We start from the raw sequence: 26655 nt of genomic DNA, 5'->3' as shown, positions 1-26655 counted from the left end.
GGTCAGCGGGCGGTGGCCGCCACGGCGCGGGAGCGCCACAGCAGCCAGACGAAGTACGGGGTGCCGATCATGGCGGTGACCAGGCCGGCGGGGATCTGCGCGGGAGCGATGACGGTGCGGCCCAGGGTGTCCGCGACGCTGACCAGCGCGGCGCCGAGCAGCGCCGCGACCGGGAGCACTCGGGCGTGCCGGGCACCGACGAGCGCCCGGGCCATGTGCGGCGCGACCAGGCCGACGAAGCCGATCACGCCGACGGCGGAGACGGCGGTGGCGGTGAGCAGCGCCGCCGCGCCGAGGGCGACCAGCCGGGTGCGCTCCAGCCGGACGCCGAGCACCCGGGGCGTGTCGTCGTCGAGGGCCATCAGGTCGAGCTCGCGCCGGGCGGCGACCACCGCCGGGGTGAAGAGCAGCAGCGCGATCGCGACCGGCAGGACCTGCAGCGACGTGCGGCCGTAGGTAGAGCCGGAGAGCCAGGTCAGCGCCTTGCCGGTGTTCCACGGGTCGTACGAGACGATCAGGAAGGTGATCACGGCCAGGCCGCCCTGCCAGACCCCGAAACCGATCAGGACGAGCCGGTCGGAGCTGAGACCCCCGCGCCACGCCACCGCGTAGACCAGGGCGAAGGCGACCATGGCGCCGAGCCCGGCGACGCCGGAGATGGCCCACACCCCGGCCAGCGGAACGAAGGTGAGCAGCGCGACCGCGCCCAGCCCGGCGCCGGCGGTGATGCCGAGGACGCCCGGCTCGGCGAGCGGGTTGCGGCAGACCGCCTGCACGGTGGTGCCGGCGACGGCGATCGCGGCGCCGGCCAGCACCGCCGCGGCGACCCGGGGCCACCGCTGGTCCAGCACGAAGGTGTACGCCGGCCCGGTGGTCCCGTTGAGCCAGTTGACGATGTCGCCGAGCAGCACCCAGGTGTCCCCGGCGAGCATCCCGACGACGATCGCGGCGACGGTGGCGGTGGCGGTCACGGCGACGACCACCCCGACGAAGGTCCGTGAGCGGACGGCGGCGTGCCCGCCCGGCGGTCGGCGGGTCGGGCCGGCGTCGCGGTGCCGGCGGGCCAGCCAGACCAGGACGACCGCGCCGAAGAGGGTGGTGACCACGCCGGTGGGGACGTCCACGCCGGCCTGCCCGCCCATCACGGCACGCAGCAGGATGTCGGAGCCGAGCACGATGAGCACCCCGGCGATGCCGGAGAGCGGCAGCAGGATCCGGTGCCGGTGCACGCCGGGCACCACGCGGCCGAGCAGCCGGACGATCACCGGCGCACAGAGGCCGACGAAGGCGACCGGACCGGTCAGGGTGACCGCAGCGGCGGAGAGCAGCACGGCCAGCAACGTCACGATGAGCCGGGTCTGCCGTACGTCGAGGCCGAGCACGGTGGCCGTGTCGTCGCCGAGGGCGAGGATGTCGAGCCGGTGCCCGAGCAGCATCAGCGCCAGCACGGCGAGGCCGATCACCGGGGCGAGCTCGCGGACCGCGACCATGTCGCTCTGGACGAGCGAGCCGTTGCCCCAGGCGAAGAGGCCGATGGTGGCCTGCTCGAAGAGCAGCAGGAGCAGGGTGGTGACCGAGCCGAGCGCGAGTGCGATCGCCGAGCCGGCGAGGATGAGCCGGGTGGTGCCGGCCTGCCCCCCGGCGGACATCGCCAGCACCAGCCCCGCCGCGGCGATGCCGCCGCCGAACGCGAGGCCGCCGGCCGGTAGGGCGGGCAGGGAGACGCCGAACGCGGCGACGGCGACGATGGCCAGGTGGGCGCCCGCGTTGACGGCGATGGTGTCCGGCGATGCGAGCGGATTGCGGGCGATCGACTGGAAGGCGGCGCCGGCGAAGCCGAGCGCGACGCCGATGGCGAGGCCGGCGAGCAGTCGGGGCAGCCGGGAGGCGATCAGGACCCGGGCGGCCTCGTCGTCGCCGCCGGTGGCCAGGCGCAGCAGGTCGAGGGCGCCGATCGAGGAGGTGCCCTGGGTGAGGTGCACCGCCGCGACGACGAGCAGGAGCAGGGTCGCGGCGACGAAGACCCCGACGAGGCGCGGGGTGGCGAGGCGCCCGGCCGGAGCCGGCTCGAGAGCCGGCTCCGGGCGCGGGGGTGCGGTCAGCGCGGTCACACCGTGTAGGTCTTCACGAGCTGGTCGATGTACTGCTTGCCGGAGAGCGGGCCGCCGAAGGTCCAGATGCCGTTGGGCATCCGGTGCAGGTGGCCCTGCTGGACGAAGGGCAGCGACTTCCAGATGGCGTTGCCGGCGAGGCCGTCGGCGAACACGTCGGTGTCGTCCGAGGCGTTGTAGAAGAAGTGCAGGTTCGGGTCCTTGAGGACGGTCAGCCCCTCGACGTCCGTCTGGCCCAGCCCCCACGCCTCGTCCGTCTTGCCGGTCCACGCGTTGGTCAGGCCGAGCTGGATGCCGAGCTGGGAGACGAGGGCGCCCTGGCCGAACATCCGGATGCTGACGGTGCTGCCCTCCTTCCAGCCGTCGGCGATGGCGAACGGGCGGCCGGCGGCGCCCGCGTCGGCGATCTTCTTCTTGCCGTCGGCGAGGGCGACGTCGAAGTCCGCGAGCAGCTTCTCGGCCTCGGCGGTCTTGCCGGTCGCCTTGGCGATCATGTTGAGGTCGTTGCGCATCCGACCGAGGTTGTCCTTCGCGTCGCTGCCCTTGGTGACCAGCACGGGGACGTACTTCTCGAGCTGGTTGACCAGGGTGGCGGTGCCGTCGTCCTCCATCACCACGAGGTCGGGCTGGAGCGCGACGACAGAGTCGACGCTCGGCTCGCCACGGGTGCCGACGTCCTTGACGCCCGGGTCGAGCTTGGCGGCGGTGACCCAGGTGCCGTAGCCCTTGGGGTCGGCGACGCCGACGGGCATGACGCCGAGGCTGACCAGCATCTCGACCTCACCCCACTCCAGACCGACCACCTTGGTCGCCGGGGACTTGAGGCTGATCGCCTTGCCGCGGCTGTCGGTGACGGTGACCGGCCCGGCCAACGAGGCGGAGGCCTCCGGGGCGGCGGTGTTCTCGGTGGTGCCGCAGGCGCTGAGCAGCAGTGCGGCAGCCGTGGCGGCGACGATGGCGGTGAAGCGGGTACGGGACATTGGTGTCTTTCTCGTGAGATGAGTTGCCCGGCTCAGACCGGGATGCGGGTGAGGTGCCGGCCCACGGGTCGGGTGGTCACCAACCCGGTGAGCGGGTCGGCGGTCACCTCGATGCGGATGCCGTACGTCTCGGTCAGCGCCTGCTCGGTGAAGACCTCGCGCGGGGCGCCGGTGGCGCGGACCCGGCCGCCGTGCAGCAGGACCACCTCGTCGGCCACCGCGGCGGCCTGGTTGAGGTCGTGCAGCACCACGCCGACCGCGACCTCGTGGTCGTCGGCCAGCTCGCGCACCAGGTCGAGGATCTCCACCTGGTAGCGCAGGTCGAGGAAGGTGGTGGGTTCGTCGAGCAACAGCACCGGCGTGTCCTGGGCGAGACAGGTGGCCAACCAGACCCGCTGCAGCTCGCCGCCGGACAACTCGTCGACCGGCCGGTCGGCCATCGCGGCGACGCCGGTGACGTCCATGGCGCGGCTGACCGCGGCGGGGCCCTCCGGATCGTCGGCCCGCCACCGCCGCCGGTACGGGTGGCGGCCGTAGCCGACCACGTCGCGAACGGTGACCCCGCTGGGCACCGGCCGGCTCTGGGCGAGCAGGGTTACTCGGCGGGCGAACTCCCGGGCCGGCAGGTCGGCCGCGGCGGTGTCGCCGGCGAGCTGCACCGCGCCACCGGCGATCGGGTGCAGCCGGGCCAAGGCCCGCAGCAGGGTGGACTTGCCGCTGCCGTTCGGGCCGACGAGGGCCGTCACGGCGCCGGCGCGGAGGGCGATCGCCGCGCCGTGCACGACCGGCACCCCGTGATAGCCCAGACGCAGGTCGATCCCCCACAGGCTCTGCTCGCCCCCGGCCAGCTTCCGTCCCTCTGACATGAGGTTAGGCTAACCTAAGCTGATGGTCATTTGTCAAGGCGGCACCTCCCGCCACGGCTGGTCAGCCGATATCCGGTGAGTCGACGGCCGGGGTCGGCTCGTCGACGCCCACCCGACCGGGCCGCCTCCGCTCCGCCCGGTACAACAGCCCGGCGGCGACCAGGCCACCCACCAGGACGGCGCCGGCGCCCACGGTCTGGCCGGTCTTCAGCGCCGCGGCGAACGCCCCGGCGACGGCCTCCCGGTCCGCCTCCGTCCCCGCGGCGGCGAGGGCCGCGGGGAACGATCCGGCACCGGCCAGGGCGGCCGGGAGCAGGGCCGTGAACCGGGCGTGCAGCACGGCGCCCAGCACGGCGATGCCGAGACTGCTGCCGACCTCGGTCATCGTGCCGTCGATCCCGGCGCCGGCACCGGCCTTCCGCGCCGGGATGGCGCTCATCACCGCCTCGACGATCGCCGGGTTGGCCAACGCGCAGCCGGTGCCCATCACGAGCAGACCGCCCAGCAGCACCCCGTAGCCGTCCGTCGGGTCGTGCGTGACCACGGCGAGTCCGACGGCGAGCAGCGTCATGCCGAGCGCGATGGCGGCCGCCAGCCCGAGGCGGCGGATCAGGGCCGCGGCGACACCGCTGACGTTGAGCAGCACGATGGACAGCGCGAACGGCGCCATCCGCAGGCCCGCCTCCCAGGCGGGGTAACCGCGCACGAACTGCAGGTGCTGGGTGAGCAGGAACAGCGCGCCGGTGGCGCCGAAGGTGATCAGGACGACTCCGCAGACCGCGCCGACGAAGCGGCGGTCCCGGAAGAAGTGCATGTCGAGCATGGGCTCCGGCGTGCGCCGCTCCCAGAGGACGAAGAACCCGAGCAGGCCCGCACCGGCGGCGGCCGCGCCGAGGACCTCGACCGACGCCCAGCCCCGCTCCGGCCCGGAGATGATCGACCAGACGACGGTGGTCAGGCCGGCGACGGACAGCGCCACCCCTACCAGGTCGAGGTGCCCGCGGGCCGGTTCGCGGGACTCCGGTATGAGCGCCCGGCCGGCGAGCAGGCAGATCACCACGATCGGGACGTTCATCAGGAAGATGGCGCCCCAGGGCAGATGGGCGAGGACGGCGCCGCCGATCGGCGGCCCGGCGGCGAAACCCAGCGCGCTGGTGGCCGCCCAGATGCCGATCGCCCGGGACCGCTCGGTGGGATCGAAGACCTGCATCGCGACGGCGAGGGTGGCCGTGGCCAGCAGGGCGCCGCCGACGCCCATGCCGGCGCGGGCGGCGATCAGCTGCTCGGTGGTGCGCGCGAGCCCGGCGACCAGCGAGCCGAGTCCGAACAGGACGAGCCCGGCGAGCAGCATGCGGCGACGCCCGTACCGGTCGGCGGCGCTGCCCGCGGTGAGCAGCAACCCGGACAGCACCAGCGCGTACGCGTTGATGATCCACTGCACGTCGGCGGTGCTGGCGCCCAGTTCGGTGGTGAGCACCGGTACCGCGACGGTCAGGACGGTGTTGTCCAGCACCACGACGAGTTGCGCGAGGCAGAGCACCGCCAGGATGAGCCACCGGGTGGGCGGCGGGCCCGGGACGGGTGCGGTCCCGTCGGTCGCACCCGGGGCGGGGTCGACCGTGGACGCCGAGCTCACGACGCGTTCGCCAGCCCGCCGACGGCGGGCCGCGCGAGGTCGTCCACCGGCGCCCCGCCCGGGCGCGTCGGGCGGGGGAACCGCCGCCGGTGCGCGACGCCGAGGGCGACCCCGGCGGCGACCAGCACGATGGACGACACGGCGACCACCGGGTAGCCGAGCCGGTCCGCGGCGGCCAGGCCGATCGAGGCCGCCACGAAGGAGCAGATCAGCCCGAACGACGACAGGACCGTGAAGTCGGTGCCGCCGACGGCCGGTCGGGAGTAGTCCATGTTGACGGTGTAGAGCACCACGTTCGCGACGGTGTACGCCGCCAGGAAGCAGCACAGCGCGACGATCGTGCCACCCAGCGGCGCGCGGCCGTACATCAGCGGCAGCAGCCCCACGGTCGACAGCGCCAGGGCCGCACCGCCGGTCACCAGCATGCCGCTGCGCCCGAACCGCCCGATCCCGAGCCCGGCGGCCAGGCCGGCCAGGATCGCCGGCGCGCTCGTCACCACCCCGGTCACCACGCCGATCCGGCCCAGCGACCAGCCGGCGTCGACCAGCGCGGGGGTGACCAGGGCGTATGCCATCCCCGCCCCGACGTAGACCAGCGGCACCACGCCGAAGGTCCACCACCGGCAGCCGGGCTGACCGAACACCGAGAGCAGCGCCCGGTAGGCCGCGCCGACCCGGGCCACCCGGTCGGCGCGCGCCGGTTCCCGGAACCGCCACACCACCAGCAGGCCGACCGCCGTCAACGCGGCCAGCAGGCCGACCGCCGGCAGCCACCCGTACCGGTCGTAGACCAGCACGCACGCGCCGCCGCCGAGCAGGTTGCCGAGGTAGCTCGCGGCCACCTGGATGCCGTTGCCCGTCCCGCGGGCGGTCTCGGCGAGCATCCGGACGGCCACCGCGTCGACGGCGATGTCCTGGGTCGCCGAGAGGAGCACGTACGCGGCGCAGACCGCGATGACGGGGCCGAGTTCGGCCGCGGGGCGCGAGAACGGCAGCAGGGCCAGCAGCGCCAGGACCATGCCCCCCTGGAGCACCAGCAGCCAGGACCGGTAGTGGCCGCGGTGGCGGGAGCCGTACCGGTCGAGGATCGGCGCCCACAGGAACTTGATCGGCCAGATCAGGCCGACGACCTGCAACAGCGCGAGGGTGTCCAGCGAGGTGCCGCCGTCGCGCAGGATGGCGGTCAACCCGACGGTGATGAAACCGATGCCGAGGTACTGGGTGACGTACAGCGCGGTGAGGGTGCCGAGCCGACCGCTCACCTGGCGCTCCAGTAGCCGAGCGAGGTCAGCTGCTGCCGGCCGACGCCCAGGGTGCGCCGGACGTGCCGGGTGATGGCACGGGTGCTGGCCGCCTCGCAGGCCACCCAGTAGTGGGCGTCGCCGCTGGCGGACAGCGCCGCGCAGACCGTCTCGACCAGGTGCCGCCCGTCGTCGCGACGCGGCACCCAGGTGACGTCGTGGTGCGCGCGTGCCCGCGGGGCGAGCGCCTTCTCGCCCTCGTGGGCGTACTCGAGCCACACCGTCGCCGGGATGTCGGCGCCGGCGTCGAGGAGGCTGTTCACCGCGGGCAGGGACGCCGCGTCACCGACCAGGTAGAGGTGCTCCGGCGCGGGGTCGGGCAGCTGGAACCCGCTGCCCTGCACGGTGGCGTCGATGGTGTCCCCCACCCGCGCTGCGCTGGCCCAGCGGGCGGCGCAGCCGTCGTGCAGGGCGAACTCCAGACTGAACCGGCCGGTCGCCGGGTCCGGATCGACGAGGGTGTACGCGCGCTGGTGCGGGCGGCCGCCGTCGTCGAACCACAGTCGGATCCACATCGTGGGGTGCACGCCACACGCCTCGAGCAGCCCGCCGTCCTCGACGAGCAGGCGTTGGTAGTGCCCGTCGACCGACTCGACGGCCAGCACGGTCAGCCGAAAGTCCCGGCCACCCATGGCCTTGAGGACGAGGGCTTCCCAGTTCCGCTTCACGCATCCTCCAGGTAAGGTCTGCCTTCCTTAGGTTAGGTTAACCTAAATTCGATCACGAGGGAATCGACGGCTGCCGCGCGGTCCACGTGCCCGTCGAGCGCCCGACGACCGATCGCGATCGGCGCCGCACCGAAAAGCAGAGGACCAGGCCATATGCGCTACCAGGAGAAGATTCCCGACCTCGGCGAACTGTCGCTCGCGCCGGTGGAGCCCGACCGGCACGCCCCGCTGCTGCACGGCTGGGTCACCCAGCCGCGGAACTCGTTCTGGGGCATGGGATCGCACACCCTCGACGACGTACGCGAGATCTACACGTTCATCGACGGTCTGCCGACGCACCACGCCTACCTGATCCTGCTCGACGGGGAACCGGTCGGGTTGTTCCAGACGTACCAGCCCGAGGCCGACCCGGTCGGTGAGCGCTACCCGGTCCAGCCGGGCGACATCGGGATGCACCTGTTGCTCCATCCCGGACAGCGGTACGCACGCGGCCTCACCACCGCCGTCGGCCCCGCGCTCGCCCGCTTCCTGTTCCTCGACCCGGCCGCGCGACGGATCGTCGTCGAGCCGGACGTGCGCAACCACCTCGCGCTGCGCCGGCTCGAGACGGAGGGCTTCACGTTCGGGCCCGAGATCGACATGCCGGACAAGCGGGCCCAGCTCGCCTTCCTGACGCGTGCCCGCTTCGAGGCGGACCGCCCGACCGCCTGACCGGCACGCCTGCCGACCGTCGGTCGCCCGGGGCGGTGTGACACCGCCCCGGGCGCGCCGGCTCAGAAGTCGTCGTCGAAGGCGGCCGTCCCGGTCACCCCGACCTGGTGCGCCGGCTCGACATCAGCCGGTAGCAGTCGACCGCCTCGGCGGGCGGGTCGGACAGCCCGCACGCCTGCGGCCCAATGCTGATGACGGCGGTCGTTCCCACTCACCGCTGCGGGCAGTCCCGGATTTCCACCGGGTTCCCCTTTGCCTCGGCCGCCCCCTGAGGAACGGCCGAACCAGCTGCGTCGGACACCAGATATGGAGCGCCGCTCCTCGTAGCGACCCAGATGTCGCGTCGGCGTGTCGTCCGAGTCTCACCTCTGCCGCGACGCGTCGTCCGCCCACGGCGGAGCGCCAGTACCTCGCCGGCCACACTTTCCCGCCACGCGGCTAGCCGGACGCGCACGGGGTAGGACTGCACGAGCAGCGACCTCGAACAGTGTCGACATGCGGTAAGGAGAACTCGCGATGACCAGCACACCACAGCCTTCGACGGTGTCCATCGGCCTCCGGACGGCCGCCCACGTGGGGATCTCGGTGCGCGACCTCGACCGTTCGGTGGCCTTCTACCAGGCACTCCTCGGTGCCGACCCGGTGGTCCGCGACGAGACCATGCAGGGGCCCGGCTTCGCGCAGTCCCAGGGGCTGCCGACGACCAAGCTCCGGTACGCGACGTTCAACCTCGACAACCTCGGCATCGACCTGATCCAGTTCCTGGACCCGGCCGGCGAGCCGGCGGTGGGGGCCGCCAACCGGCCCGGCACGATGCACCTCTGCTTCACCGTCGCCGACGTGCACGCCGTCCACGCGCGCATGCGCGAGGCCGGCTTCGCGTTCCTCGGCGAGCCGTACACGTTCGCCGCCGGCGAGGTGTACCCGGTGGAGGCCCTCGGCACCGAGGTCGCCTACTTCAACGACCCCGACGGCACCAACCTGGAGCTCATCGCGCCCCGGGTGGGTTCGCCCGGCCGGAGTGAGCCGAGGCGGCACGGAAGGAATCCGGCGCGGCGGCCGAGGGCGGTTGCCCTCGCCCGCCGCGCTGCCGCGATCCGTGGAGCCGTGGGACGTCAGAGGACGCCGGTGAGGCGACCGCGCCAGTCGGCGAGAATCGTCCCCGGGTCGGTGTCCAGCACCCGCTCCAGCAGCGTGGCGTAGACGTCCCGGAAGTCGGTGGTGAACTTCAGGTCGCCGTCGTCGAGGTCGGTGAGGCTGGGCGCGGCACCGCGCACCCCGCCGCGTACCCCCGCTCCGAGCAGCAGGACGTTGGACGCGGTGCCGTGGTCGGTGCCGTCCGAGGCGTTGGCACGGACCCGGCGGCCGAACTCCGAGTAGACGGCCACCACGACCTTCCGGCCGGCCTCGGTCCGTGCCATCCGGTCGGCGAACCCGCTCAGGGCGCGGTCCACCTGCCCGAGCAGCACCTCCTGGAGCTGCCGCTCGTCGGCGTGGGTGTCGAACCCACCGAGGGACACCGAGAAGACCCGGGTCGACACCCCGGCCTCGACGCACTGGGCGACCAGGTCCAGCTGGGCGTCGAGCGGGGTACGCGCACCACCGGTCGCGGTCGCCGGTTCCGCCCCGCCGTCCTGCTCCTGTTCCTCGGCGCCGTCGGCATCGCGTACCTCGCGGATCATCGCGTCGACCGACCGCAGGTCCGCGAAGCAGGTGGCCGCGCGGGCCCGGGCCGGCGACTCGTCGGGCGCGGCCGCGGCGAACGCGGCGAGGGTCTCGTCGGACAGTCCCTTGGCGGCCTTCCGCCCGGTCACCTGCACCGACGCTCCGGCGCTGCGCTCGCCGGCCAGCAGGGGCGGCAACGCCGGCTCGAACGAGACCGCCAGCCGCGGATCCCCGCCGGCGCCGTCGAGCCACCGGCCCAGCCAGCCGGTGGTGCCCGGGCGGTCCGGCTGGGCGGTGTGCCAGATGTCCATCGACCGGAAGTGGCTGCGGTCCGGCTTCGGGTAGCCGACGCCCCGGACCACCGCGAGCCGCCCCGCGTCGTGCAGGCGGTGCAGTCCGGCCAGGGCCGGGTTGAGGCCGACCTCGTCGTCGAGGCGCTTGACCTCCTCGGCCCGGTACGCCAGCTCCGGGCGTGCGGCGTGGTAGGCCGGGTCGGCGTACGGGATGACGGTGTTCAGTCCGTCGTTGCCGCCGTAGAGCGTCACCAGCACCAGGGTCCGGGCCTCGGGGTCCCGGTCACCGGCGGTGGCGAGCAGGTCCTCCAGCCGGTATGCGGCGGCTCCGGCGGCCAGGGCGGTCGCGCCGACCACGCCGCTCGCGACGAGGAACCGTCGTCGGGTCAGGACGTCCACTGCGCTCTCCTCCTCAGCTGACCGAGTACTCGGGACTGACCAGGCCGGCCACGATCAGTCGGCGTGGTTCGCCGGCCAACGGCGTCAGCGCGGCCCGGGTGCGGTCACTCCACCGGTCGACCACGAGCAGCCGGGCCAGCGCGTCGGGTCTGCCCTCGGGTGGCGCGGCGTTCAGCCGGGCCAGCACGGCCGGCGTCGCGGCGGCGGCCAGGACGTCGGCCGCCCGGAGCCGGGCCTGCAGCGACGAGGTGGTGAGCCAGGCGTTTCCCGCCGGCCATCCGCCGACGCTCGGCGGGCGCAGCGGCACCTGGTCGAGCGCGTTCAACCCCGCCAGCAGCCGGCGGCGGTTCTGCTCGGGCAGCGCCGACGGGCGGACGCCGAGCTGCCGCGCCGCGCCGACCAGCCACTCCACCGGCTGCTTGACCAGGGTGTCGCGGGTCTGCGCGAAGTCCGGCGCGGTGAGGATCCGGCGCAGCGTGGCGATCGTGTCCGCGCCGGCGAGATCGTTGGGGGCCGGCACGTGCGGGCCGGCGAAGCGGAACCAGAGCCGGCCGGCGACGAACCGCGCCGCCTCGGGCCGGGTGGCGAGCAACCGCGCGTACGACCCGGCGTCGAAGGCCTCCCGCTGGCCGAGGATCGTCTTCGGGCCGGCGTCGTGGCGGCGCGGTTCGAACCGGGCCGTCCCGGTGCGGCGGTCCACCGCCCAGCCGGTGAGCGCCCGGGCGCCCTCCTTGACGTCCGCCTCGGTGTAGCCGCCGCCGACGCCCAGGGTGAACAGCTCCATCAGCTCCCGGGCCAGGTTCTCGTTGGGCGCTCGGCGGGTGTTCTTCTGCCCGTCCAGCCAGAGGATCAGGGCCGGGTCCCGGACCATCGCGTCGACGAGCGGTGTCAGCGGGCCGCGGCCCAGCCGTCGCAACGTCTCCAGTTGGCGCAGCATCAGCGGAGCGGAGCGGACCTTCTGCACGCTGGTCGCCCAGTGCCCGTGCCAGAAGAAGAGCAGCTTCTCGGACAGCTGGTGGTCGGCCGCCGCCATCCGCCCCAGCCACCAGTCGGTCAGTCGGGTCACCTGCTCCCGGCGCTTCTGGTTGGCCTGTTGGCGTTGTTCGCGGGTCGCCCCCTTGTCGAGCTGCGCCGCGGGGTCCGGTCCGAGCGCCGGGGGCGGGGTCGCCGCCGCACCCGCGTCCGGATCGGTCGGCGTCAGCAGCCGGTCGAGCGTACGGCCGACGCCCTCGCGTTCGGCCGTGTCCACCTCGTCGGCGGTCGGCCCGAACGTCGCCCGACGCAGCAGGTGCGCCACCGCTTCGCGCTCAGTCATGTGATCCGACGCTAGAGCATCAATGTTCGAGGTCGGTAAGAGCGCCGTCCGGGCATCGTGTGGCGGTCCGGCCTGCCGGCGCCGGTCCGGGTCGTCCGCGAGCGGCGCGGCGGGACGACCCGACCCGGCTCAGGGGCCGGTGACCTCGTTGTGCGGTCGCGGCCGGCCCGGTCGGGTGGGCAGCCGGGTGATCGGCGGCAGGATCAGGCCGACGAGGGCGACGATCGCGATGACCGTGAACGGCAACGTGTAGCTGTTGCCACTTGCCTCGTAGAGCACCGCGGTGACCAGCGGCCCGACCACTCCCCCGATGCTCCAGGCGACGATCATCGCACCGTACACGGCGCCGGCGTTGGGTGTGCCGAAGTAGTCGGCGGCGGTCGCCGGCATGGTGCCGAACCCCCCGCCGTACGCCAGGTAGACCAGCGCGGCGAGGACGGCGAACAGCCCGATCGCCGCCGCGTGCGGCAGGATGAAGAAGCAGATCGCCTGCAGCAGCAGCATCCCGATGAACGCCGGCATCCGGCCCGTACGGTCGGACAGCCAGGCCCACGCCACCCGGCCGGCGCCGTTGAACAGGCCGAAGACGCCGACCAGCGTCGCCGCGGTCGCGGCGCTCGCCCCCGTGATCGCCTCGGCGGCGTCGGAGGCCTGGGAGATCAGCGCGATGCCGCAGGCCACGTTGAGGGTGAGGATCGCGGTGAGCAGGTACCACTGCGGGGTGCGCAGCGCCTCGCCCAGGGTGTAGACGCGGGTGCCGGCGACGGCGCGGCCCCCGACCGCCGGGGTGAACCCGGGCACCTGGTACCCGGCCGGCGGATTCCGGAAGAGGGACGCCCCGAGCAGGATCGCGACCAGGTAGGCGATGCCCAGCGGAAGGAACACGCTGGTCTTGTCGGCGGTGCCGTTGAGCAGCGACTTCGCCACCGGCGCGACGATCACGGCGCCGAATCCGAAGCCGGCGACGGCGATGCCGGTGATCAGGCCCCGGCGGTCCGGGAACCACTTCGCGAGCATCGCGATCGGCGTGATGTACGCGGCTCCCAGGCCGATGCCGCCCAGCACGCCGTAGGTGAGCACCAGCAGCCAGAGCTGGTCCTCCGCGGAGGTGAGCGACGCCAGCATGTTGCCGACGGCGTAGAGCACGCCGCCGCCCAGGGCCACCGGTCGCGGACCGCGCCGGTCCTGGATCCGGCCGCCGATCAGGCTGCCGATGAAGATCGTGCCGATCGCTACCTCGAACGGCAGCACCGCCTCGGTCTTGCTCCAGCCGAACTGCTGCTGGAGCGGCTTGTTGAACACGCTCCACGCGTACACGGCGCCGAGCGCGAGCTGGACCAGCACCGCGGCGACGACCAGATTCCACCGGCCCCGCGTCGGCGTGGACGTTCCCGGATCAGGTGCGGTCTGGGCCATGAGCGGCAACCCCCGTATGTCGGCGCATGGGCCGGCGTCCGCGACGACGGTCGCTCACCGCGTCGGTGGCAGCCGGCCCTGGCTGCGGGGTCGCCCTCGATCTGGCCGGTCCGGCGGTGCGGACCATTGCCGTGAAGCGCAAGAACACGAACAAGTCTGACAATAGAGGACCGGTCGGCGGGGTGTAACGCGATGACCACAAGCTCCCCACGGGAGACGCGGCCGGGGTTGCGCCGGGCGGGAGACTTGGGGAGGTGACCGACGGGAGGGAGTCTCCGGTGGCGGCATCGGATCGGCAGGGGCGGCTGCGCCGCTACTGGGACAGACAAGCGCCCACGTACGACCGGCAGATGAGCTTCGCCGACCGGCGCCTGTTCCGCGACACCCGGCCCTGGATCGCCGCAAAGGCGGTCGGGGATGTGCTCGAGGTGGCGGTCGGCACCGGCCTCAACCTGCCGTACTACCCGTCGCAGGCGCGGTTGACCGCGGTGGAGTGGAGCCCGCGCATGCTGGCGCTCGCCCGGCACCGGGCCGCCGAGCTGGGCCGCGACGTGGACCTCCGGCTGGGCGACGCGCAGGCCCTCGACTTTCCCGACGCCTCCTTCGACACGGTGGTCTGCACGTTCTCGCTGTGCGCCATACCCGACGAGCGCCGGGCGCTCGGCGAGATGAGTCGGGTGCTGCGTCCCGGCGGCCTGCTCCTGCTGGCCGACCACGTGCCGGCGACGGCCTGGCCGCTGCGTCTCGGGCAACGGCTCGCCGAGGTGGTCTCCGTCCCGCTCGGCGGTGAGCACTTCCTCCGCCGCCCCGCGGACCAGGTCCGCGGGTGGGGCTGGGCCGTCGAGGGACACGACCGGTTCGCCCGGGGCGTCATCGAACGCCTCGCCGCCCGCAAACCCCCGGTCGCGGACACGGCGCCCGCGCGCTGACGGGTGCCCGGCGCGGGTCGCTCGGCGGCCCGTCGCGCCGACCGTACGGGGCGCCGAGGCGCGTCCACCCGCACTGTGACCCACGCCAACGACAAAAGATCTTGTTGGTGGCGCTGTGGCATTGTGGCGTGATGGATCCGCAGCCGGAGGCCGACGCGCGGCGCGCGCTGCCCGAGCCCGTCCGCGTCGGCGTGCGGATGCTGCGCGACTACCGGCCCACCGTCGCGCGGATCCGCGCGCTGCTGCGCAGCATGGCGACCTCGTTCGTGGTGCTCGCCACGACGCTGTGGCTGCTGCCCGGGGTCACCGCCAGCGGCCTGGTCGCGATGCTGTGGCTGGTCGCCCTGGTCACCGGCGTCGGCGCGGTGCTGCGCCCGCTGCTGCTGGCCCTGGCCACGGCGCTCGGCGGGCTCGGCGCCCTCGCCATCGGCGTGGGTGTGCAGGCCGTCGTCCTGTACGTGGCGTTGCGCCTCGACCCCGAGGCACACGTCGCCGGGTTCGGCGTCGCGTTCGTCGCCGCGTGGCTCGCCGTGGCGCTCGCCGCGATCGTCAACTGGCTGGCCGACGCCGGCACCGACGACACGTTCGTGAGCGAGATGCTGCGGCTGATGAGCCGGGTGCGGCGGTCGCCGGACCGGCGCGATCGCCCGGCCTGGCGCCGGCGCGAGGCCGCGGCCGCGCCGCCCGACGTGCCGCCCTCCGACGGGCTACTCGTCATCCAGCTCGACGGGGTGGCCGCTCCGCTGCTGCAGTGGGCCGTGCGGGCCGGGAACCTCCCGACCATCGGCGGGTGGCTGCGCTCCCGCAGCCACCGGATGACCCGCTGGCACACCGGCCTGCCGGCGACCACCCCCGCCGCCCAGGCCGGTCTGCTGCACGGCGAGTTCGGCCGGGTGCCGGCCTATCGCTGGTACGAGAAGGCGAGCGCGACCGCTGACGGCTCGCGCGCGACCGGCCGGCTGGTGGTGACCAGCCGGCCCCGGGACGCCGCCGAGATCGAACGGCGCCTGTCCACCGGGCAGGGGCTGCTGCGCGACGGCGGGGTCAGCATCAGCACGGCGTTCTCCGGTGACGCCCCCACCAGCCTGCTCACGGTGAGCCGCGCCGGGCTCCCCGGCCGCTTCACCCCCGGCTACGCGGCCTTCATGACCAGCCCGTACGGGTTCGCCCGCACGGTCGTGCTGGGCGCGGGGCAGGTGCTCCGCGAGTTGCACGAGGGACGGCGGCAGCGGATGCGTGGGGTGCAGCCCCGCGGGGACCGGGGCGGCTCGTACCTGGCGCTGCGTCCGCTGGCCAGCCTGCTCAACGACCTCAACGTGTCGCTCATCGCCGAGCAGATGGCCCGCGGCGCGCCGGTCATCTTCTGCGACTTCGTCGACTACGACGAGGTCGCCCACCACGCCGGGCCGGCGCGCCCGGAGGCGATGGCGGCTCTCGAGGCGCTCGACCACACACTCGGCGTCCTGCAACGGCTGGCCGGCGAGGCCGCGCGGCGCTACCACCTGGTCGTGCTGAGCGACCACGGGCAGAGCCAGGGCGCCACATTCCGCCAGCGGTACGGCGAGACGCTGGCGCAGGTGGTCAGCCGCCTCGCCACGCCGCCGGCGCAGCCACCGGCGCCGAACGGCCGGAACAGCGCCGTCACCGCCCGGGGCATGGAGAGCGTCGCCGCAAGGGGCGCGGCGGGTGCCGCGGCGGACGGGCGCGTCGAGCAGTGGAGCCGAGTCAACACGCTGCTCACCGAGGTGGCGGGCCGGGGTGGGATGGCCGGGGCCGCCACCCGCGCGGCCGTACGGGGACGCTCGGAGGGGGGCGAGGTCACCCTCGGGCCGGCCGAGCGCGAGGAGGACGCGGCGACCCGTGCCGACCCGGAGACCGTGGTCGTGGCCTCCGGAAACCTCGCGATGATCTACCTGCCCCGCCATCCGGGGAAGCTCACCCGGGAACGGATCGACGCCGTCGTGCCGGGGTTGATCGACGGACTGACCGCACATCCGGGTGTCGGGCTGGTGGTCGTCGACTCGGCCGCCGGGCCGGTGGCGCTCGGCCCACGCGGGCGCCACGTTCTCCGCGACGGGCGGGTCGACGGGGACGACCCGCTGGCCCCGTACGGGCCGCACGCGCGTCAGGACCTGCTGCGCCACCAGGGGATGGACCACGTGGGCGACCTGGTGGTGATCAGCACCGTGGACCCCAGCCTGGACGAGGTGGCGGCCTTCGAGGAGTTGGTCGGCTGCCACGGTGGGCTGGGCGGCTGGCAGACGGACGCCCTGCTCATCCATCCCGCGCACTGGCCGCAGGACGCGGACCTGGTCGGCCCGGACGCGGTGCACCGTCAGTTGCTCACGTGGCTGCGCCGGCTCGGCCTGCGCCGGCCCGACGACCCCGCCGGCGACGTACCGCCCGGCGGCGTGGCCCGCACCCCGGACGGCCACGACCGGAACGCGCTTCCCGACCCGCGGCGTGCCCAGCCGGGCGGGCCGGATCCGGTCACCGTGCGGCCGGAGGGTGAACGGGCGCCGTCCGGCGCCGGCTCACCCAGCTCAGGCCCTGGCTGATCAGCACGACGAGCAGGATCGCGGCGACGACGCTCTGCCAGGGCTGGGGGAAGATGGCGCGGCCGAGGACGCCGATCGCGGCATAGAGCGCCGACCAGGCGAGGCTGGCGGGCGCGTTGAGCACGGCGAAGCGCTGCCGGGCCAGCCCGGACACCGCCGCGGCGAGCAACACCGGCAGCCGGCCGCCCGGGATCAGCCGGGACACCAGCAGCATCGAGACCCGACCCTCGCGGACCCGCGCCGTCACCCGCTCGAAGCGTTGCGGGTCACGCAGCCAGCGCAGCCGTCGGGCGATGCGCTCACCGCCCCAGTGGAGGACGAGGTAGACCGCGAGGTCGCCGACGTACGCCCCCACCGCGCCGGCGAGCACGACGAGGACCACGGTCGCCGGATCCTGGTGGGCGGCGAGGGCGGCGGCTCCGCTGACCGCCGCCCCGGTCGGCACCACCGGCACCAGAGCGCCGAACAGCACGACGACGATCAGCCAGCCCAGCGCGCCGAGGGTCGCCGTCACGGTCGCATCGCGAAGGACTCGCCCGGTCGCAGCACGCGTACCCGCGTGCCGGGCGCGACCGCTCTGGCGTGGCGGGCGAAGTCGTCCCCCGGCCGGAGGAAACGGTCGGGCCGGATCCGGTCGCAGCCGATCGGCCAGAAGGTGCCGAAGTGGACTGGCACCGCCCACGCCGCCGCGGCGCGGCGGACCGCCTCGGCCGCGTCGGCCGGGTCGAGGTGACCGGGGCCGAGGGTGGGCCCCCACCCGCCGACCGGGACCAGTGCCAGGTCGAGCGGCCCCAGCTTGGCCATCTCGTCGAAGAGGCCGGTGTCGCCGGCGAACCAGGTGGTCGCCTGACCGTGGACCAGGTAGCCCACCGCGGGCGCCTGGTGCCGGGACCAGGGGCCACGGCCGCCGTGGTGGGCCGCGGGCACGGCGGTGATCGTGAGTCGCCCGACCGTGATCCGGTCGCCGGCGGCCACCTCGACGCACCGGTCGTCGCCGGCGCGCAGCGCGCGGCGGACCAGGCGCCCCGCGCCCGCCGGCACCACCAGAGGGGTGTGCGCGGGCAGCCGTCGCAGGGACGCGAAGTCCAGGTGGTCGGCGTGCAGGTGGGAGACGAGCACCGCGTCCGGGGCGGCGGGCAGGCGCGGAACGGGCCCACGGCGGCGGCGCAGGTGGGCGAGGCGGCTGCGCAGCAGCGGGTCGGTCAGCAACCGGGTGCCCGAATCCTCGATCCACACCGTGCTGTGCCCGTACCAGGTCAGCGAGAGCATCCCGCCACCCGCGTCGCCGCTGTCACGCCTGCCACCGTATCCGGCCCGAGGGTGCGGCGGCACGGCGGCGCATCCGCGTCCGTCCCCAGGCCCGATGGTCAACGGCCCAACCGGCCGGCCGTCCGGGCTCGCGGTCGCGCGGGGTGGCTCGCCCGTCCGCTCACGGCGCCTCCGGGGTGAGGAGGTAGTCGTCGGCCTCGGGGCTCCATCGCAGGTGGACGGCGCCGGCGGTGGTGGCGGCCTTGCAGAACTGCAGGAAGCTGCGGTAGCCGAGCTTCTGCTCGCCGAAGTCGGGCCGCGCCCGCCGGAGCTGGTCCTTCAACCCGGAGAGCGCCACCGCGCCGTCGCCACCGGCGAGCTCGACGACCACCGATCGGAGCAGCCCGAACGCGATCTCCCGGTCGCCGTGCTCGGGCAGGGAGACCTCGGGGTCGCCCTTCGCCGGGCCCTCGGCCAGCTCGACCACGTTGTTCGTGGCGAGGTGTCGCAGCAGTTCCCCGAAGGTACGGAAGCCGTAGTCGGACTCGCTGAACGTCGGGTCCTTCCGGAGCAGGGTCCGCTTCAGCCTCGATGCGGTCACCTCGCCCCCGGAGCTGCCCTGCAGGCCGGCGACCGTCTGGGCCACGAGCGCGGCGAGCCGGTCGACGTCGCGTCCGGGTTCCTCGGCGGGTTGCGGCTCGGGTTCCTGCTCCACCTGTCGCGGTTCGACGGTGGGTTGTCGGGTGGGGCGGCCACGGGGGGCACGCGCCGGCGGGATCTCGACGCCCTCGAGGCGGTCGTAGTAGAGGAACTCGTCGCAGGCCGGCGGGAGCAACGCCGAGGTCGACTTCTCCACCCCGACGCCGATGACGCGCTTGTTGAGTTCCCGAAGCTTGTGGACCAGCGGGGTGAAGTCGCTGTCGCCGGTGCAGATCACGAACGTCGAGATGTAGTCCCGCTCGAAGGCCAACTCGACCGCGTCGACCGCCATCTTGATGTCGGCCGCGTTCTTGCGGGAGGCGCCCATCCGCTGCGGAATCTCGATGAGCTCGACGTGGTTACGGGTGAGCATCCGACGGTCCTCGTCGAAGTACGACCAGTCGGCGTACGCCCGACGCGCCACCACCCGTCCGCGCTCGGCGAGGGCGTCGGCGATGGGACGGAAGTCGAAGGCGTGGCCGCCGTGGTGATCGCGGAACCCCAGCGCCAGGTTCTCGTAGTCGAGGAACAGAGCGATCCGATCTTCTTGATCCACGCGAGCCAGGGTAGTCCGCCGGAGGTTCGGTCACCCGCCAACGCCGCCAACGTCGCCGCCGCCGTCGCGTTGCACCCGATCACACCCGGTCCGCACGGCGCGCCGCCCGCCGGCCGGTCGGCGCGTCGGTGGACCGCTTCCCCGCCAGTCGGGAGGCCGCGGCGATGACCAGGACGAGCGGCACGATCAGCAGCACCGGCGCCAACGCGGGCAGGTGCCTGGCGACCAGGGCGCCGACCGCGGCACCGGTCACCAGCGACACCAGGACGTGGGCGTTGGGCCGCAGGCTGCGCCACGGGCTCCGGACCGCCACACCGGCGATCAGGCTGGTGAGGGTGCCGGTCAGGTACGTGGAGGAGAGCCCCGGGACGCCGAACCGCTGGACGGCGCTGCTCTGGATGCCCAGGGCCGCCGCCGACAGCATCAGGAGCGCGAGGTCGACCTGCTCGGCGCGGTCGCGCAGGGTGGCCTCCCAGACCACGAGGAACACCAGGAAGACCAACAGCTCCAGGACGAGCGCCCGGGTGACCCGGCGGGGCCAGACGGGATCGTCCGGCTCCGCCCGGCCGGCGAGGCGGGCGCCCGCGAGCACGCCGACGATGAAGCTGGCGATGGCGCAGCCGGAGGTCACGGCGAGTTCGGCGTCGCCACGACCGGCCGAGAGGCCGAGCAGGACCATGTTGCCCGTCATGACGCTGGAGAAGGCTCCGCCGAGGGCGAGGAAGCCAATGGCGTCGGCGCTGCCGGTCAGGAAGGTGAGGACGACGACGAGGGCGTGCCGCCGCCGCGGACGGTGATGGTCGTGGTCTCCGTCCGCGCCGGCGCGAGGGTGGATGACGTGTGGCACTGTTCTCGACACTGTCGGCCATCCTTCACAGATTGTTCTTCGTATACACTTTGCCGGAACGGGGTTCACGGAGAGGCGATCGGTTGGCTGAAGACCTGCGGGACAAGCTCGGCGCTCAACACCTGCCGCTACGCGACCAGGTCCTCGGCGCCCTACGGACCGCCATCATCGACGGCGACTACCTTCCCGGGGAGCGGCTGACCGAGGACCGGTTGGCCGAGGACTTCGGCGTCTCGCGGAACCCCGTGCGGGAGGCGCTGCGGGTCGCCGAGGCGGAGGGCTTCGTCGTGATCCTGCCCCGGCGCGGCGCGGTCGTCGCCTCGCCCAGCAGCGGGACCATCGCGGACATGTTCGCCGTACGCGAGCGCCTGGAGGCGCTGGCCGCCCGGCTGGCTGCCGAGCGGGCGACGGCGGCGGACGTGGCCGCCCTGCGGGCCCTGCTGGAGCAGGGCCGCGAGGCGACGGAGCGGCAGGACCTGCGGCGCGTGGCCGAGCTGAACAGCGCCCTGCACCTGCGGATCCTCCAGATCAGCGGAAACCCCTGGCTCTCGTCGATAGCCAAGGCGCTGTACCTCCATGTGCAGTGGATCTTCCGGTTGGGTGCCGCGGAACGGGCGCCGCACTCGTGGGCCGAGCACATCCAGCTGGTCGACGCCATCGAGTCGGGTGACGGTGACCGCGCCGAGCGGGCGGCACTCGCCCACCTCGACGCGGCGTCCGCGGCGGCCTACGAGAACGCGGAGGGCGGGTACGGGGCCCGCTGACGTCAGCGGCCGCAGGCGTAGCCCTGCATGCCCCGTGGGTTCGCCCCGGCCGCGAGCACGCCCGTCTCCGGGTCGCGGGTCACGGCACAGAGGCGGCCGAGGCTCCACCCGTCGGACAACCGCACCTCGTGCCCGTACGCGCGCAGTGCCGCCAGGACGTCCTCATGCAGCCGGTCCTCCACCACCAGGACACCGGGCTCGCTGTCGCGGGGGTAGAACGACGCCGGCAGGCTGACCGAATGCCAGGCCGGCGCGTCGACCGCCTCCTGCAGAGCCTGGCCGCCGACGAGATGCCGCAGCAGGAACGGCAGCTGCCACTGGTCCTGCTGGTCGCCGCCGGGCGTGCCGCACGCCAGCACGGGCTTCCCGTCGCGGTGCACCATCGTCGGGCTCAACGTGGTACGCGGCCGGCGTCCCGGGGCGAGCGACGAGGCGAGCCCCTCCTCCAGCCAGAACATCTGGAGTCGGCTGCCGAGGGGAAAGCCGAGTTCCGGGATGGTGGGGGAGCTCTGCAGCCACCCACCGCTCGGGGTCGCGGAGATCATGTTTCCCCAGCGGTCGACCACGTCGACGTGGCAGGTGTCGCCGCGGGTCACGCCGTCCGACTTCACCGTCGGCTCCCCCGTCGTGGCATCCACCAGGTCGGCCAGCCGCCCCCCGGCGCGCCGTACGTGCTCCGGAAGGCGCGGTTCCGCCCCGTCCGGCCGGCCCGGTCGCAGCTCGGTGGACGCCCGGAGGCCGATCAGGGCCGCCCGCTCCCGCGCGTACTCCCGGGAGAGGAGCGCCTTGGCGGGCACGTCGGCGCTGTCGCCGTACCAGGCCTCCCGGTCGGCGAAGGCGAGCTTGAGCGCTTCGGCCTGGGCGTGGATGCCGGCCGCGGTCGCCGGATCGTGCGCGTGCGGGTCGCCGAGCGCGTCGAGGACGGCGAGGGCCTCCAGCAGCACCGGGCCCTGTCCCCAGAAACCGGTCTTCGCCACCGAGTAGCCCCGCCAGTCGAGGGTGACCGGCTCCTCCCAGGTCGCGGAGTAGGCGGCCAGGTCCGCCCCGGTGACGAGGCCGGCGTGGGCGCGCCCGCTGGAGTCCTGGAACGGTTGCCGGCTGAACCGGTCGATCGCCTCGGCGACGAATCCCTCACTCCAGGCGCGGCGTGCGGCGTCGATCTGCGCGTCACGATCGGCGCCGGCGGTGCGTCCGGCCTCGACGAGCTTCTCCAGCGTCCGCGCGTACGCCGGGTTGGCGAACAGCTCGCCCGCCGCCGGCGCCCGGCCGCCGCGTAACCAGAGCGCCGCGGAGGTGTGCCAGTGCTCCTCGAACAGCGTCCGCACGGCGGCCACCGTGTCGCCGACCCGGCCGACGAGCGGGTGGCCGGCGGCGGCGTACCCGATCGCCGTTTCCAGCACGTCCTCCAGCCGGAGCGTGCCGTGGTCACGCAGCAGCAGGAGCCACGCGTCCACGGCGCCGGGCACGGCCGCGGCGAGGGGGCCGGACCCGGGGACGAGGTCCATCCCGAGGGACCGGAAGTGCGCGATGGTGGCGCCGGCCGGCGCCGGCCCCTGCCCGCAGAGCACCTTCGGCGCCGGGTCCTGCGCGGTCGACACGAGGGCGGGCACCTCACCGCCCGGCCCGTTGAGGTGTGGCTCGACGACGTGCAGGACGAACCCGGCGGTGACCGCGGCGTCGAAGGCGTTCCCGCCGCGTTCGAGGATGCCCATGGCCGACTGGCTCGCGAGCCAGTGGGTCGAGGACACCATGCCGAAGGTTCCCTGCAGCGTCGGTCTGGTGGTGAACGTCATGACAACACCTCACTCGTGTCGGCGGCCCGGACGTCGGGCCGGGTGCCGTCCGGCTGGACCAGGTGGCACGCGGCCATGCCGCCGCCGATCGCCACCTGCGCGGGGACCTCCGTCGCGCAGCGGTCGAACGCGAGCGGGCACCGGGTGCGGAAGCGGCAGCCGGACGGCGGGTCCAGCGCGGAGGGCAGGTCGTCGCCGAGCAGCACCGGCTGGCGCTCCCGTTGGCGGACCGGGTCGGCCACCGGCGCGGCCGCCAGCAGCGCCTGGGTGTAGGGGTGGGCGGGGCGCGCGAAGATCTGCTCGCGGGGGCCCTTCTCGACGAGTTGGCCGAGGTACATGACGGCGATGTCGTCGGCCAGGTACTCGACGGCGGACAGGTCGTGGGTGATGAAGAGGCAGGCGAACCCGATGTCCCGTTGCAGGTCGGCGAGGAGGTTGAGCACCGACGCCTGCACGGACACGTCGAGCGCGCTGGTGGGCTCGTCCGCGATGAGCAGCATCGGCTCGGAGATCAGCGCCCGGGCGATGCTGACCCGCTGGCGTTGCCCTCCGGAGAGTTCGTGGGGATACCGGCGGGCCACCTCGGCGCGCAGGCCCACTCGTTCGAGTTCCGTGGCGACCCGGGCCTCCCGGTCGCGTCGCGGGATCCGCCGGCCGGACAGCCGCAGCGGCTCGGCGACGACCTCGCCGACCAGCATGCGCGGGTCGAGCGAGGCGGCGGGGTCCTGGAAGACGATGGACACGTCGCTGCGGTGCGGGCGCAGCTGCCGCCGGGACAGGTGCGTGACGTCCGCTCCGGCGATGCGCACCACGCCGGCGGTGGGCCGCACGAGCCGCACCACGCAGCGTCCCACCGTCGACTTCCCGGAGCCGCTCTCCCCCACCAACGCGGTGACCCGGCCCTTCGGGATGCGCAGGGACACGCCGTCCACGGCGCGTACCGGCCCGAAGTGCATCACGAGGTCCTCGAGTTCGAGGGCGTGGGGTTGCGTCGTTGTCATCGCGTCGCCTCCTCGGCTGGCGTCCGGGGCGCCGGGCAGGGGTGCCAACAGGCCGCGAGGTGGTCCGACGGCGTCGGCGCCGCGCCCCTCCCGGCCGCTTCGAGCGGCGGAGCGGAGTCCAGACACCGCGCGTCGGCCGCCGGGCAGCGGGCCGCGAACGTGCACGCGTCGGGCTGGGTGGACAGGACGGGCACGAGACCGGGGATCTCCTGCAACCGCCGGGTGCCGGCGTGGACGCCCGGCGTCGGCGACGCCGACAGGAGCCCGGCCGTGTACCGGTGGCGCGGATGGGCGAACAGGTCGGTGACCGGCGCCTGCTCCACGACCCGCCCGGCGTACATGACGACGACGCGGTCCGCCACGTCGGCGATGACTCCGAGGTCGTGCGTGATGATGAGGATGGTGGTGCCCAGTCGGTCGCGCAGGTCCCGGAGCACCTGGAGGATCCCGGCCTGCACCGTCACGTCCAGGGCGGTGGTCGGTTCGTCGGCCACCAGCACCTTCGGGCCGCAGGCCACCGCCATCGCGATCATGACCCGCTGGCGCATGCCGCCGGAGAGCTGGTGCGGGTAGTTGTCGACGCGGGTCGTGGCGGACGGGATTCCCACGAGCGACAGCAGTTCGACGGCACGGGCCCGGGCGGCCCGCCGGGACATCCGTTCATGGACCTGGAGCACCTCCGCGATCTGGCGCCCGACGGTGAGCACCGGGTTCAGGGAGGTCATCGGTTCCTGGAAGATGTACGCGATCTCCTTGCCGCGTACCCGACGCAGCGCCGACTCGCGGGTGCCGACCAGCTCGGTCCCCCGCAGGCGTACCGAGCCGGTGATGCGGGCGCTGTCCGGGAGCAGGCCGGCGATGCTCATCGCGGTGACGCTCTTTCCGCAGCCCGACTCGCCCACCATCCCGACGATCTCGCCGGGCGCGAGGTCGAGGCTCACCCGGTCGACCGCCGAGACCGTCCCGCCCTCGGTCCGGAACGACACCGAGAGGTCGCGGATCTCCAGCACGGGGGTGGCGACCGCGGCGACGGCGCCGCCCGCCGCCTCGACGGTGGTCATCACCGGTCTCCCTTCGGGTCGAGGGCGTCCCGCAGGGCGTCGCCGAAGACGTTGAACGCCAGGGCCAATCCCATGATCACCACTCCGGGGAGGACCGCCGCCCACGGGGCGCGGGCGGCGAACTGCTGGGCGGTGGCCAGCATCGTGCCCAGGCTGGGGGCCGGGGGCTGGATGCCGAGACCGAGGAACGAGAGCACCGCCTCGCCCAGGATCGCGGCCGGGATCGCGACCGTGGCCTGGACCAGGATCACCGAGGTCGCGTTGGGCAGGATGTGCCGGGCGAGCACCCAGAGGTCGCTCGCGCCGTCCACGATGGCCGCGGCGACAAAGTCGAGTGACTTGAGCCGGAGGGTGTCCGAGCGCACCACGCGGATCACGCCCGGGATCTGGGCGATCCCGATGGCGACGGCAGCGTTGCCGAGGCTAGCACCCCGGATCGCCGCCAGCCCGACCGCCATGATCAGGAACGGGAACGCGAGCAGCAGGTCGGTGAACCGTGAGATCACCGCGTCCCAGGCCCGGAAGTAGCCCGCCGCGAGCCCGAGCGGCACGCCGATGACCAGGGAGGTGGCCACGGCCAGCAGCCCGACCTGCAGGGACGCGCGGGCGCCCAGCATGATCCGGGACAGGACGTCGCGACCCAGGTCGTCGGTGCCCAGGACGTGTCCGGGAGTGCCCGGTGGCGAGAACGTGTGGGCGAAGTCGGTCTGTTCGACGGCGTACGGGGCGAGCCAGGGTGAGAGCAGGGCGACGACGGCCGCGAGCGCGAGCACGACGAAGCTCCCGACGGCGAGCGGGTTGCGCCGCAGCCGCCGCAGGACCCGGGTACGCCGGGTGAGGCCGGCGGGGGCAGCCTCCGCCATGGGCACGGTGAGGACGGTCATGCCGGATCCCCCGTCACGCGGATTCGTGGGTCGATCACCGAGTAGAGCAGGTCGACGAGAAAGTTGATCACGATGTACGCGGTCGCGGTCAGCAGGACGACGGCCTGGATCACCGGGTAGTCCCGCTGGAACACCGCGTCGATCGTCATCTTGCCGAAGCCCGGGAGCCCGAAGATCTGCTCGGTGACGACCGCCCCCGAGATCAGGCCTCCGAGTTGGAGGCCGACGATCGTCACCACCACGATGAGGCTGTTGCGCAGCGCGTGCCGGGTGATGACGGCGCGCGGCCGCAGGCCCTTCGCCTTCGCCGTACGCACGTAGTCGGACGAGAGCGAGTCCAGCATCGCGGAGCGGGTCTGCCGCATGATGATGGCGGCGAGCCCCGTGCCGAGGATGACGGCGGGCAGGACGACGTGGTGCAGGTTGTCCACCGGGTCGTCGAGGAACGGCACGAACCCGGAGGCCGGGAAGAGCCCCGTCGCCACGGAGAGGTAGAGGATCGCGAGCAGCCCGAGCCAGAAGTGCGGCACCGACAGTCCGACCAGGGCCAGCCCGTTGGCCAGCCACTCCGCGGGGTGCCCGCGGCGGACCGCCGCGAGCACCCCGGCGCCGACACCCAGCAGCGCGGCGATGAGGATCGCCAGGACGGCGAGCTCGGCCGTCACGGGCAGGGCGGTGGTGAGCATCGAGGAGACCGGGATCCCGGTGCGGATCGACTCACCGAAGTCGCCCTGCGCCATGCGTTCCACGTACTGGGCGAACTGCAGGGGCAGCGGTTGGTCCAGCCCGTAGTGGTGCCGGATGGCCGCCAGCGCCTCCGGGGACCGGTCCTCGCCCGCGAGGGCGAGTGCCGGGTCCCCGGGCAGCGCCCGCACGCCGAGGAACACCACGACCGTCGACAGCACCAGGGTCAGCGCTGACTGCCAGGCGCGCGTGAGGAGATATCGGAGCACG

23 protein-coding genes and 1 riboswitch are annotated in these 26655 nt (G+C 73.8%); of the genes, 5 read left to right on the top strand and 18 right to left on the bottom strand.

Features of this window, described 5'->3' with window-relative positions:
• Window positions 1-2: 2 nt before the first annotated feature.
• The 6 genes from O7603_RS03755 to O7603_RS03730 form a co-directional block, all read right to left on the bottom strand.
• The gene (locus O7603_RS03755; protein WP_281574283.1) at window positions 3-2111 is read right to left on the bottom strand and encodes an iron ABC transporter permease; all 2109 of its coding nucleotides are present in this window, start codon (window positions 2109-2111) and stop codon (window positions 3-5) included.
• Window positions 2108-3091, bottom strand: a complete 984-nt coding sequence (locus O7603_RS03750) for an iron-siderophore ABC transporter substrate-binding protein (RefSeq protein ID WP_281574282.1) — start codon at window positions 3089-3091, stop codon at window positions 2108-2110. The genes O7603_RS03755 and O7603_RS03750 overlap by 4 nt, the downstream gene beginning before the upstream one ends.
• 32 nt (window positions 3092-3123) lie before the next feature.
• Complete coding sequence (locus O7603_RS03745) at window positions 3124-3957, bottom strand: ABC transporter ATP-binding protein (RefSeq protein ID WP_281574281.1); 834 nt, start codon at window positions 3955-3957, stop codon at window positions 3124-3126.
• Between the two features lie 61 nt (window positions 3958-4018).
• Complete coding sequence (locus tag O7603_RS03740) at window positions 4019-5593, bottom strand: MFS transporter (RefSeq protein ID WP_348651051.1); 1575 nt, start codon at window positions 5591-5593, stop codon at window positions 4019-4021.
• Window positions 5590-6855, bottom strand: a complete 1266-nt coding sequence (locus O7603_RS03735) for an MFS transporter (protein ID WP_281574280.1) — start codon at window positions 6853-6855, stop codon at window positions 5590-5592. Before O7603_RS03735 ends, O7603_RS03740 begins: the two co-directional genes overlap by 4 nt.
• Complete coding sequence (locus O7603_RS03730) at window positions 6852-7562, bottom strand: siderophore-interacting protein (protein ID WP_281574279.1); 711 nt, start codon at window positions 7560-7562, stop codon at window positions 6852-6854. Before O7603_RS03730 ends, O7603_RS03735 begins: the two co-directional genes overlap by 4 nt.
• Window positions 7563-7715: 153 nt before the next feature.
• On the opposite strand from O7603_RS03730, the gene O7603_RS03725 reads away from it, so the two are divergent.
• Together O7603_RS03725 and O7603_RS03720 are read left to right on the top strand one after the other, a co-directional pair.
• A complete protein-coding gene (locus O7603_RS03725; RefSeq protein WP_281574278.1) occupies window positions 7716-8273 on the top strand; it encodes a GNAT family N-acetyltransferase in 558 nt (185 codons plus the stop codon).
• 134 nt (window positions 8274-8407) lie between these two features.
• Window positions 8408-8557: riboswitch (cobalamin riboswitch) on the bottom strand.
• 232 nt (window positions 8558-8789) lie between these two features.
• The gene (locus tag O7603_RS03720) at window positions 8790-9476 is read left to right on the top strand and encodes a VOC family protein (protein WP_281574277.1); all 687 of its coding nucleotides are present in this window, start codon (window positions 8790-8792) and stop codon (window positions 9474-9476) included.
• On the opposite strand, the gene O7603_RS03715 is transcribed toward O7603_RS03720, so the two are convergent.
• From O7603_RS03715 to O7603_RS03705, 3 genes are all read right to left on the bottom strand, one after another.
• Window positions 9389-10630, bottom strand: a complete 1242-nt coding sequence (locus O7603_RS03715; RefSeq protein ID WP_281574276.1) for a DUF1501 domain-containing protein — start codon at window positions 10628-10630, stop codon at window positions 9389-9391. The two genes, O7603_RS03720 and O7603_RS03715, sit on opposite strands and share 88 nt — an antisense overlap.
• Before the next feature lie 13 nt (window positions 10631-10643).
• Window positions 10644-11945 carry a DUF1800 domain-containing protein gene (locus O7603_RS03710; protein ID WP_281574275.1) on the bottom strand — a complete coding sequence of 434 codons (1302 nt, stop codon included), beginning with the start codon at window positions 11943-11945 and terminating at the stop codon, window positions 10644-10646.
• Between the two features lie 129 nt (window positions 11946-12074).
• Window positions 12075-13361 (bottom strand): OFA family MFS transporter, encoded by a 1287-nt coding sequence (locus O7603_RS03705; protein ID WP_281574274.1) that lies wholly within the window; start codon window positions 13359-13361, stop codon window positions 12075-12077.
• A 278-nt stretch (window positions 13362-13639) separates the two neighbouring features.
• Between O7603_RS03705 and O7603_RS03700 the strand changes: the two genes are divergently transcribed.
• Together O7603_RS03700 and O7603_RS03695 are read left to right on the top strand one after the other, a co-directional pair.
• Window positions 13640-14290, top strand: coding sequence for a methyltransferase domain-containing protein (locus O7603_RS03700; RefSeq protein WP_281574273.1), 651 nt, complete (start codon window positions 13640-13642; stop codon window positions 14288-14290).
• Between the two features lie 131 nt (window positions 14291-14421).
• The gene (locus O7603_RS03695) at window positions 14422-16848 is read left to right on the top strand and encodes a phage holin family protein (RefSeq protein WP_281574272.1); all 2427 of its coding nucleotides are present in this window, start codon (window positions 14422-14424) and stop codon (window positions 16846-16848) included.
• On the opposite strand, the gene O7603_RS03690 is transcribed toward O7603_RS03695, so the two are convergent.
• The 4 genes from O7603_RS03690 to O7603_RS03675 all read right to left on the bottom strand — a co-directional run bounded on the left by O7603_RS03690 (window position 16781) and on the right by O7603_RS03675 (window position 20210).
• Window positions 16781-17362 carry a VTT domain-containing protein gene (locus tag O7603_RS03690; RefSeq protein WP_281574271.1) on the bottom strand — a complete coding sequence of 194 codons (582 nt, stop codon included), beginning with the start codon at window positions 17360-17362 and terminating at the stop codon, window positions 16781-16783. The genes O7603_RS03695 and O7603_RS03690 overlap by 68 nt on opposite strands.
• On the bottom strand, window positions 17359-18117 hold the full coding sequence (locus O7603_RS03685) for an MBL fold metallo-hydrolase (RefSeq protein WP_281574270.1): 759 nt from the start codon (window positions 18115-18117) through the stop codon (window positions 17359-17361). The genes O7603_RS03690 and O7603_RS03685 overlap by 4 nt, the downstream gene beginning before the upstream one ends.
• A gap of 160 nt (window positions 18118-18277) precedes the next feature.
• Window positions 18278-19351, bottom strand: a complete 1074-nt coding sequence (locus tag O7603_RS03680; RefSeq protein WP_281574269.1) for an NYN domain-containing protein — start codon at window positions 19349-19351, stop codon at window positions 18278-18280.
• A 79-nt stretch (window positions 19352-19430) separates the two neighbouring features.
• Window positions 19431-20210 (bottom strand): YoaK family protein, encoded by a 780-nt coding sequence (locus tag O7603_RS03675; RefSeq protein ID WP_281574268.1) that lies wholly within the window; start codon window positions 20208-20210, stop codon window positions 19431-19433.
• Window positions 20211-20281: 71 nt separating this feature from the next.
• On the opposite strand from O7603_RS03675, the gene O7603_RS03670 reads away from it, so the two are divergent.
• On the top strand, window positions 20282-20962 hold the full coding sequence (locus O7603_RS03670; protein ID WP_281574267.1) for a GntR family transcriptional regulator: 681 nt from the start codon (window positions 20282-20284) through the stop codon (window positions 20960-20962).
• A 2-nt stretch (window positions 20963-20964) separates the two neighbouring features.
• On the opposite strand, the gene O7603_RS03665 is transcribed toward O7603_RS03670, so the two are convergent.
• The 5 genes from O7603_RS03665 to O7603_RS03645 are packed head-to-tail and all read right to left on the bottom strand — an operon-like array spanning window position 20965 to window position 26654.
• Complete coding sequence (locus O7603_RS03665) at window positions 20965-22755, bottom strand: gamma-glutamyltransferase family protein (RefSeq protein ID WP_281574266.1); 1791 nt, start codon at window positions 22753-22755, stop codon at window positions 20965-20967.
• Window positions 22752-23756, bottom strand: coding sequence for an oligopeptide/dipeptide ABC transporter ATP-binding protein (locus O7603_RS03660; RefSeq protein WP_281574265.1), 1005 nt, complete (start codon window positions 23754-23756; stop codon window positions 22752-22754). The genes O7603_RS03665 and O7603_RS03660 overlap by 4 nt, the downstream gene beginning before the upstream one ends.
• Complete coding sequence (locus O7603_RS03655; RefSeq protein WP_281574264.1) at window positions 23753-24817, bottom strand: ABC transporter ATP-binding protein; 1065 nt, start codon at window positions 24815-24817, stop codon at window positions 23753-23755. The genes O7603_RS03660 and O7603_RS03655 overlap by 4 nt, the downstream gene beginning before the upstream one ends.
• The gene (locus O7603_RS03650; RefSeq protein WP_281574263.1) at window positions 24817-25701 is read right to left on the bottom strand and encodes an ABC transporter permease; all 885 of its coding nucleotides are present in this window, start codon (window positions 25699-25701) and stop codon (window positions 24817-24819) included. Before O7603_RS03650 ends, O7603_RS03655 begins: the two co-directional genes overlap by 1 nt.
• The gene (locus O7603_RS03645) at window positions 25698-26654 is read right to left on the bottom strand and encodes an ABC transporter permease (protein ID WP_281574262.1); all 957 of its coding nucleotides are present in this window, start codon (window positions 26652-26654) and stop codon (window positions 25698-25700) included. The genes O7603_RS03650 and O7603_RS03645 overlap by 4 nt, the downstream gene beginning before the upstream one ends.
• Window position 26655: the final 1 nt, after the last annotated feature.

The organism is Micromonospora sp. WMMD812 (assembly GCF_027497215.1).
In the GTDB taxonomy this organism is placed as follows: Bacteria; Actinomycetota; Actinomycetes; order Mycobacteriales; family Micromonosporaceae; genus Micromonospora.
This window is presented reverse-complemented; position numbering and strand designations above follow the sequence as displayed.

What these genes read in the sequence shown, in the direction of transcription:
- O7603_RS03750 (WP_281574282.1), bottom strand. Translation starts at nt 3,091, where the DNA reads ATGTCCCGTACCCGCTTCACCGCCATCGTCGCCGCCACGGCTGCCGCA.
- O7603_RS03745 (WP_281574281.1), bottom strand. Translation starts at nt 3,957, where the DNA reads ATGTCAGAGGGACGGAAGCTGGCCGGGGGCGAGCAGAGCCTGTGGGGG.
- O7603_RS03725 (WP_281574278.1), top strand. Translation starts at nt 7,716, where the DNA reads ATGCGCTACCAGGAGAAGATTCCCGACCTCGGCGAACTGTCGCTCGCG.
- O7603_RS03720 (WP_281574277.1), top strand. Translation starts at nt 8,790, where the DNA reads ATGACCAGCACACCACAGCCTTCGACGGTGTCCATCGGCCTCCGGACG.
- O7603_RS03710 (WP_281574275.1), bottom strand. Translation starts at nt 11,945, where the DNA reads ATGACTGAGCGCGAAGCGGTGGCGCACCTGCTGCGTCGGGCGACGTTC.
- O7603_RS03705 (WP_281574274.1), bottom strand. Translation starts at nt 13,361, where the DNA reads ATGGCCCAGACCGCACCTGATCCGGGAACGTCCACGCCGACGCGGGGC.
- O7603_RS03695 (WP_281574272.1), top strand. Translation starts at nt 14,422, where the DNA reads ATGGATCCGCAGCCGGAGGCCGACGCGCGGCGCGCGCTGCCCGAGCCC.
- O7603_RS03685 (WP_281574270.1), bottom strand. Translation starts at nt 18,117, where the DNA reads ATGCTCTCGCTGACCTGGTACGGGCACAGCACGGTGTGGATCGAGGAT.
- O7603_RS03665 (WP_281574266.1), bottom strand. Translation starts at nt 22,755, where the DNA reads ATGACGTTCACCACCAGACCGACGCTGCAGGGAACCTTCGGCATGGTG.
- O7603_RS03660 (WP_281574265.1), bottom strand. Translation starts at nt 23,756, where the DNA reads ATGACAACGACGCAACCCCACGCCCTCGAACTCGAGGACCTCGTGATG.
- O7603_RS03655 (WP_281574264.1), bottom strand. Translation starts at nt 24,817, where the DNA reads ATGACCACCGTCGAGGCGGCGGGCGGCGCCGTCGCCGCGGTCGCCACC.
- O7603_RS03650 (WP_281574263.1), bottom strand. Translation starts at nt 25,701, where the DNA reads ATGACCGTCCTCACCGTGCCCATGGCGGAGGCTGCCCCCGCCGGCCTC.